The organism is Streptomyces sp. NPDC054841, assembly GCF_053611045.1.
This window is the reverse complement of the sequence record NZ_JBSGZO010000419.1, coordinates 1-7663: the sequence shown is the minus strand read 5'-3', so window position 1 is coordinate 7663 and position 7663 is coordinate 1. Positions and strand designations below refer to the sequence as shown.

The window sequence follows — 7663 nt, the reverse complement described above, 5'->3', positions numbered from 1 at the left end:
ACGGCCGCCTTACGGCCGGACGAGTGTAGGCCGATCAGCCCGCCCAAGAACCAATAGGCCAAACAGACGAACTACACCTGATTCCTGATAGACCCACCGGTACGGGTGGAAGTGAGGGCGGGGCCGCGGTACGCGCCTCGTCGGCGCCGGGGTCACTACCGACTTCGACCAGGGATGAGGCGGGCGCGGGCGAGGCGGTCCAGCCCCGGCCGGCGCAGCGGCGACAGCGAAGGCAGGGAAGGCAGGAAAGGCAAGAGGGGCAGCCCTCGCATCAGGCGCGTCGCGGCGGTGGCGTAGGCGATGCCGAAGAGCAGTGAGGCGAGGAACGCCAGGTGCCTGGAGAAACCGTCGATGAGCGGGTAGATCTGCCAGTGGGTCAGGTAGATGTACAGCGAACTGGTCGCCAGGAGACCGGCGACCTGGTTGACGCGCTCGCGGCTGGGAAGGGTGGGTACCCACACGAGCAGCGCGAAGCCGGCGACGACGAAGGCCTCGCGCATGGGCTCGTCGGGGAAGAAGCCGGGCACGGTGACCAGCGCAGTGGCGGTGACGAGCAGACGCTGCGCCACGGTTCGGGACTTCGCCGCCGCCCAGCCCAGCGCGAACAGCCAGAAGACGGTCACCGCGTCCGTCATGTGGGAGCGGTCGGGGAGGCCCACGAGGTCATAGCGCGTGAGCAGCCCGAGGGCCGCGAGCGTCAGGGGCAGGCCGTAGGGGAATCGCCGTTCCGCCCGGTCCACAACGGGGAGCGTCAGGACGGCAACGGCGGCGATCAGGATGTAGACCAGGGCCTCGATGAACCAGAGATGTATTCCCGGTCCGGTGTCCTGTGGGTCGAGGACGTTGTGGAGCAGGAAGAGATTGGTGAGGGTGTAGTGGTCGGTGACGAGGAGGGCGAAGCCGATCCAGGCCATGCTCGGCAGTGCGACGCGAGCGATGCTGGTCCAGGTGTGGAGGGTGCGTTGGCGTCGTTCGGCCGTGGTGAGGTGGAAGCGGGCGAAGTTGTACCCCGCGACGGTGAGCAGCAGGTGTGCTCCGCCCTTGATGTTGAAGACGGGGATGTGCGAGCCGACGATGCAGAGGATCGCCACGGCGCGCAGGACGACGCTGGTCTCCAGGGCGCGTCTGCGGGAGGGGAGCTTCTGCTCGGGCGGCTTGAGGTCGCGGATCGGGGTCGTGTGCCAGTCGGGCGGCAGGTGGCCGAGCCGCTCTTCGAGGTTGATGGACATCTCGACGTACGACAGTGAGTCGCCCCCCAGACCGACGAAGGTGCTGTCCTCCCTCACGTCCGGCCGGTCCAGGATCCGTGCGTAGAGCATGCACAGGTCCTCGATGTCGCCCTTGTCCGGACTGGTGCCGGGGCCTGACGAGGCATCGTCGGCCGGGCAGGTGAGTTCGCGCACGGCTCGGTAGTCGGGCTTACCCGTAGGCAGGCGGGGAAGGTCGGCCATGACGTGGACGCGGACGGCGCGCGCGGGCAGGTCGCACTCGCCCGCGACGAGTCTTCGTATCCGCCGCGCGTCCACGTCGTGAGCACCGATGGCGACGACGGCGAGTGCCTCGTCGTCGCCGGTGCAGAGCGCGGTGACGCCGTGCCGTTCGAGCATCGCCTCGACGTGCTGCGGGTCGATCCGCAGGCCGAGGATCTTCACGAACCTGCTGCGCCGCCCGACGATCTCGTACAGCCCTGCAGGGTTGCGCCGCGCGATGTCGCCGGTGCGCAGCTCGTCCACGGTCCGGCCGAGTCCGAGGTCGTCCGGGGTGTCGGCGTAGCCCAGCATGACGTTCGGCCCGGTGTACACGAGTTCCCCGGTTTCCCCTTCCCCGGTTTCCCGGCCGGGGCGGTCCTCGACCGGTTCGAGGCGGAACGAGCCGCCTGGGACCGGCACGCCGATCGACGCGGGGTGCGCGGCCGCGAGCTCGGACGGCAGATAGGCCATGCGGGCGGTCGCCTCGGTCTGGCCGTACATGACGAACAGGTCCCAGCCGCGGCGCGCCCCCAGGGCGGCGTAGTGCGCCACCCGGTCGGGCGCCAGCCGGCCGCCGGCCTGGGTGACGTACCGCAGGTGGGGGAGGTCCATGTCGGCGAAACCGACCCGGTCGAGCAGGTCGAAGGTGTACGGGACGCCCGCGAAGGCCGAGCCGCGGGCCTCACGGAAGAGGTCCCAGAAGCAGGAATCGGCCACCGAGAGGCCGGTGAGGATGAGGCCTGCTCCGCGCAACAGGTGGCTGTGGATGACGGAGAGCCCGTAGCAGTAGTGCATCGGCAGGGTCGTCGCGGCGCGGTCGTGGTCGTGGATTCCGAGGTATGTGGCGATCGACTCGGCGTTCGACTGCAGATTGCCGTGCGAGAGACGGACCAGTTTGGGCGATCCGGTCGAGCCGGACGTACTGAGCAGCAGGGCCAGGTCCGGGTGCAGCTCATGGGCGGAGACCGCGCGACGCTCCTCGATCACCCACTGCCCCCGCGCCGGCCGTACGACGACATCGGGGTCGTACGCGGCGGTCAGCGCCTCGACCGCCTCCGGATGGTCACCCGGCACGAGGATCACGGGATGTCCCGCCGACAGTGCGGCGAGGTGGACGACGATGGCCTCGGTGGTGTTGGCGCCGGGCAGCAGCACGAGCCGGCGCTCGGAGCCGAGGCGCAGGGCGGTGTCCGCCACCCGTGCGGCCAGCTCACGGTAGGACATTTCGCCGTCGGAGGTGATCAGGGCAGTCCGGTCGCCGTGTACCGCGAGGTCGTTGGCGAGGGGCAGCGTCTTGCCGCTGGTGAGCGGTGCAGGGTGGAGCGTCACGCGCGCATCGTAGGTAAGGCTTCCCTTATCCGAAAGGGGGTCTGCTGGTGCCGGCCGGGCGCCGAGGGCAACGGGGTCCACCGTGCGGGCGGCAACTGTGGGCGCATGCCGGTGAATTGGAGGTGAGCGAGCGGGGGCGCCTGCTGATCGGCGGTGACATCTGCGGCCGAGCCGTTATACAGGACGCCCTTGACCCTTAGGCAAGCTTTACCTTATCAATGCCATGTTCACAGGTTCCGCTCCCGGCACCGTTTCGCCGCTCGCCCGTGGCATCGCCCTGCGCGGTGACGGCGGTGAGCACGGCAGGAAGGCATCACCCGCCATGCGACGCCCCTTGGCCCGCAGCCTCACCGCACTCGCCGCGGCAACCCTGCTCCTCCCCGCCCTCACAGGCTGCAGCGACGAGCCGGCCGGGCTCGTCATCTACTCGGGCCGGAACGAGAACCTCGTCGGACCGCTCATCGAGAAGCTGGAGAAGCACCTCGGCACCAATGTCGAGGTCCGCTACGGCGACAGCGCCGAACTCTCCGCGCAGCTCCTGGAGGAGGGTGACAAGACCGAGGCGGGTCTCTTCCTCTCGCAGGACGCGGGTGCCCTCGGCGCGTTGTCCAAGGAAGGCCGCCTGGCGCCGCTGCCCAAGGCGACGCTGGACAAGGTCGCGCCCGCCCACCGCAGCGCCGCCGGTGACTGGACCGGTGTCAGCGGACGCGTCCGCGTCATCGCGTACAACCCGGACAAGGCCGCGACACCGCCGGACTCCGTCCACGATCTGGTCAAGCCCGAGTGGAAGGGCAAGATCGGATACGCCCCGACCAACGCTTCCTTCCAGGCGTTCGTCACCGGCATGCGCGTCCTGGAGGGCGACGACGCCACCCGTACCTGGCTCAAGGGACTCAAGGCCAACGAGCCCAAGACGTACGAGAAGAACGACGAGGTACTGAAGGCCGTCGACAGCGGCGAGGTCTCCCTCGGCCTGCTCAACCACTACTACTGGTTCGCGAAGGCCGCCGAGGAGGGCGAGGACAAGATCACGGCCAGGATCCACTTCCTGCCCAAGGGCGACCCGGGCGGCCTGGTCAACGTGGCCGGAGCGGGCATGCTGAAGGGCGCCGACAAGAAGCAGAGCGCGTACGCGCAGAAGGCCGTCGACTACCTTCTCTCCGCCGAGGCACAGCAGTACTTCGCCGACGAGACCAAGGAGTATCCGCTGGCCGCCGGCGGCGTCAACGCCGCCAAGGGGCTCCCGCCGTTGGACTCCCTGCAGTCGCCGAAGATCGACCTGGGCAAACTCGAATCGCTGAAGGAAACCCTGGCCATGCTCCAGGACGTCGGAATGGTCTGACGGTGACCACACCGGATTCCACCGTCCGGTCGCGTCGTGGCTCCCGCCCGGCAGGCGCCCCCGCGTCCGCCGGGCGCCGGCGCGCCGAAAGCCGGCCCTCATGGCTCCTGGTCCTTCCCGCCTGTGTGGCCGTGGCGCTCGCCGTGCTGCCACTCGGCTACCTGGCCGTGCGGGCGCTGGAGCGCGGCCCCGCCTTCGCGTGGGACGTGGTCGCCGACGGACGGACCGGGCTGCTGCTTCTGCGCAGCCTCGGACTCGCCGCCACCGTCGTCATGGCGTGCCTGGTGCTCGGCGTGTCCCTGGCCTGGCTCACCGCGCGGACCGCGCTGCCCGGTGCCCGCGCCTGGTCGGTGCTCGTGACGCTGCCGCTCGCCGTGCCCAGCTATGTCGCCGCGTTCGCCTGGCTGTCCGCCGCGCCCTCCTTGGCCGGGTTCGCCGGTTCCGCGCTGGCTCTGACCCTGGTCAGCTTCCCGTACGTGTATCTGCCGGTTGCCGCCGCACTGCGCGGCACCGACCCGGCGCAGGAGGAGGTGTCCCGTTCGCTCGGACACGGCCCGCTGCGTACCTTCCTGCAGGTGACGCTCCCGCAGGTGCGCCCGGCCGCCGCCGGCGGCGGGCTGCTGGTGGCGCTCTACGTGCTGTCCGACTTCGGCGCCGTGTCGCTGATGCGGTACGACACCTTCACCCGCGGCATCTACACCTCGTACCGGGCGAGTTTCGACCGCACCCCGGCCGCCGCGCTCAGCGCCGTCCTCGTGATCATGACCGTGGCGCTGGTGGCAGCCGAGGCCCGCACCCGAGGCCGTGCCGGGCATTCCAGGACCGGCACGGGCACCGCACGCCCTGCGGTACCCGCTGCCCTCGGCCGGCTGCGCCTGCCCGCGCTGGGCTGGTGCGGCGCCGTCGTCACGCTCGCCGTCGCCTTCCCGCTGGGCACGTTGGGCTACTGGCTGGCCGTGGGCTCCTCCGCGACCTGGGAACCCGCCGCGCTCACCGACACCGCGCTCACCACCCTCGGCGTCGCCGCTGCGGGCGCCGGGCTCACCACCCTGCTCGCCCTGCCGGTCGGTGTGATCGCGGCCCGCCACCGGGGCCGGACCGCGCATCTGCTGGAGCAGGCGGCGTACGCGGGGCACGCCCTGCCGGGCATCACCGTCGCCCTCGCGACAGTGTTCTTCGCGGTCCGCTACGCCCGCCCGCTCTACCAGGAACTACCGCTGCTGGTGTGCGCCTACGCCGTGCTGTTCCTGCCGGTCGCGGTGGCCGCCACCCGGGCGGCCGTGCTCCAGGCCCCGCCCGTGCTGGAGGACGTCGCCCGCTCGCTCGGCCGCTCACCGCTGGGGGTACTGCGCGAGGTCACCGTGCCACTCGCCGCTCCCGGGGTCGCCGCAGGAGCCGCCCTGACCTTCGTGGTCTGTATGAAGGAACTCCCCGCGACCCTGCTGCTGCGCCCCACCGGCATGGACACGCTGGCCACCCGCCTGTGGACGGAGACCGGCGCCGGGTCGTTCGCCGCCGCGGCCCCCTACGCCGCCACGCTGATCCTCCTCGCCGCCGTCCCGTCCTACCTGCTTGGAAGGCACAGAACATGACCGACCTTCAGATCACGGGACTGGCCAAGGCATACGGCCCCGGCGTCAGGGTCCTCGACGGACTCGACCTCACCGTGCCCGGCGGCTCGCTCGCCGCCGTTCTCGGCCCCTCGGGCTGTGGCAAGACCACCCTGCTGCGCATCATCGCCGGTTTCCTGCGTGCCGACGCGGGCAGCGTCACGCTCGGCGGCCGCACCCTCGGCGCCCCCGGCGTGCATCTGCCGCCCGAGCGCCGCCGTATCGGCATCGTCCCCCAGGAAGGTGCTCTCTTCCCGCACCTCAGCGTGGCTCGCAACGTCGCGTTCGGCCTGACCGGCCTGGAGCGGAGCGCGCGCGGCGGACGCGTCGACGAGATGCTGGACCTGGTCGGGCTCGGCGGCTACGGCGACCGTATGCCGCACGAGCTCTCCGGCGGCCAGCAACAGCGCGTCGCCCTCGCCCGTGCCCTGGCTCCCGAACCCCAACTGGTGCTTCTCGACGAGCCGTTCAACGCCCTGGACAGCGCCCTGCGCGCGGGAGTGCGGGCCGACGTACGCGCCGCCCTGCGGGCCACCGGCGCCACCGCTGTCCTGGTGACCCACGACCAGCAGGAGGCCCTGTCCACGGCGGACGTCGTCGCGGTCGTCCGGGACGGCCGCGTGGCCCAGTGCGCCGGCCCTCACGACGTCTACCACCGCCCCGCCGACCCCTGGGTGGCCGCCTTCGTCGGCGACGCGGTCGTGGTCACCGGCACCGCGGAACAGGACACGGCGACCACCGCCCTGGGCCGCGTCGCACTGGCCGCCCCGCCGAGCGGGCTGCGCGAGGGCCTGGTGCTGCTCCGCCCCGAACAGCTCCGACTGACCGATACCGCTTCGGCGGACGCCCATGGCACGGTCACCGATGTCCGCTTCTACGGCCATGACGCCATGGTCACCGTCGCCGTCGACGGCATGGCCGAGCCGGTCGACGTCCGGGTGCCCGGCCCGGCGCCCGTGCGCCCCGGCGGACGAACCGGCATTCGCGTGATGGGAGAGGCCACATTGCACCCTGCGTCCGCCTGATGACGTGCCGCCGCTGTCCGGCACGGAGCGGCGCCGGCCACTAGGGCGCGTATCGAGTCGTGATCAATTTGCGGGATGTGCCTTCGTGGCACGGTCCGGTCCGATAGACGGTCTTACGTGACGCGAGTGCAACTGACCGATCCGGATTGGGAGTTCATCGAGCCGTACCTGCCGATCGGCGAGTACGGCCCGTACCCCGAGCGGCTGCGGCAGCAGTTCGAGGGTGTGATCTGGCGGTTCAAGACGGGCGGGCAGTGGCGGGAGATGCCGACGGAGTTCGGCGCCTGGTCGACCGTCCACAACCGCTTCCGGCAGTGGCGTGACGCCGGCGTCTTCGAGGCCCTGCTGGAGGGCCTGATCACGGAAGCCGCGAAGCGGGGTGAGGTGGACCTGTCCTTGGTCAGCATCGACTCCACCACCGCCCGAGCCCACCACGACGCGGCCGGGATGCACCTCGACGAGGACGTCGTCACCGCCCTGGAGAAAGCCGCGGCCGAGGAGGAGAAGGCCAGGTCAAAGGGGGCGGCCTCGAAGAGCAAAACGGGCAAGAGACCGAAAGTGATCCCGCGCTGGAAGAACGACGACCCATCCGGCGTCGGCGGAAACTCCGGCTGAAGGCCGCCCTCCTCGGACGTTCCAGAGGCGGGCAGACCAGCAAGGTCCACCTCGCCGCCGACCGCAAGTGCCACCCGCTGGCGTTCATCCTGACCACAGGCCAGGCAGCGGACAGCCCGCAGTTCATCCCCGTCCTGAAGAAGGTACGGGTACGCGGGCCCGTCGGCCGACCCCGCATCCGGCCGGACGCGGTCGCCGGGGACAAGACATCCCACGCGGATAGGCGTCAAGCCGCGGTGGCAGAGAGATCTTGCGGTGGCTGAGGCGGGAAGG

At 70.9% G+C, this 7663-nt stretch carries 4 protein-coding genes and 1 pseudogene; 4 read left to right on the top strand and 1 reads right to left on the bottom strand.

Features of this window, described 5'->3' with window-relative positions:
- Positions 1 to 155: 155 nt before the first annotated feature.
- Entirely contained in the window at positions 156 to 2798 is a 2643-nt protein-coding gene (locus tag ACWGI8_RS35180; protein WP_453667247.1) for an AMP-binding protein, read from the bottom strand.
- Positions 2799 to 3120: 322 nt separating this feature from the next.
- Here ACWGI8_RS35180 and ACWGI8_RS35175 point away from each other — a divergent pair, with 322 nt between their 5' ends.
- The 4 genes and pseudogenes from ACWGI8_RS35175 to ACWGI8_RS35160 form a co-directional block, all read left to right on the top strand.
- Positions 3121 to 4140 carry an iron ABC transporter substrate-binding protein gene (locus ACWGI8_RS35175; RefSeq protein ID WP_453667249.1) on the top strand — a complete coding sequence of 340 codons (1020 nt, stop codon included), beginning with the start codon at positions 3121 to 3123 and terminating at the stop codon, positions 4138 to 4140.
- 2 nt (positions 4141 to 4142) lie between these two features.
- Entirely contained in the window at positions 4143 to 5732 is a 1590-nt protein-coding gene (locus ACWGI8_RS35170) for an ABC transporter permease (protein WP_453667245.1), read from the top strand.
- Positions 5729 to 6775, top strand: a complete 1047-nt coding sequence (locus ACWGI8_RS35165) for an ABC transporter ATP-binding protein (protein WP_453667244.1) — start codon at positions 5729 to 5731, stop codon at positions 6773 to 6775. The genes ACWGI8_RS35170 and ACWGI8_RS35165 overlap by 4 nt, the downstream gene beginning before the upstream one ends.
- 117 nt (positions 6776 to 6892) lie before the next feature.
- Positions 6893 to 7596: pseudogene (locus ACWGI8_RS35160) on the top strand (transposase); the annotation flags it as partial.
- Positions 7597 to 7663: the final 67 nt, after the last annotated feature.

Bases quoted from the DNA above. Each gene is read 5' to 3' on its own strand.
- ACWGI8_RS35165 (WP_453667244.1), top strand. From the start codon at position 5,729: ATGACCGACCTTCAGATCACGGGACTGGCCAAGGCATACGGCCCCGGC.
- ACWGI8_RS35175 (WP_453667249.1), top strand. From the start codon at position 3,121: ATGCGACGCCCCTTGGCCCGCAGCCTCACCGCACTCGCCGCGGCAACC.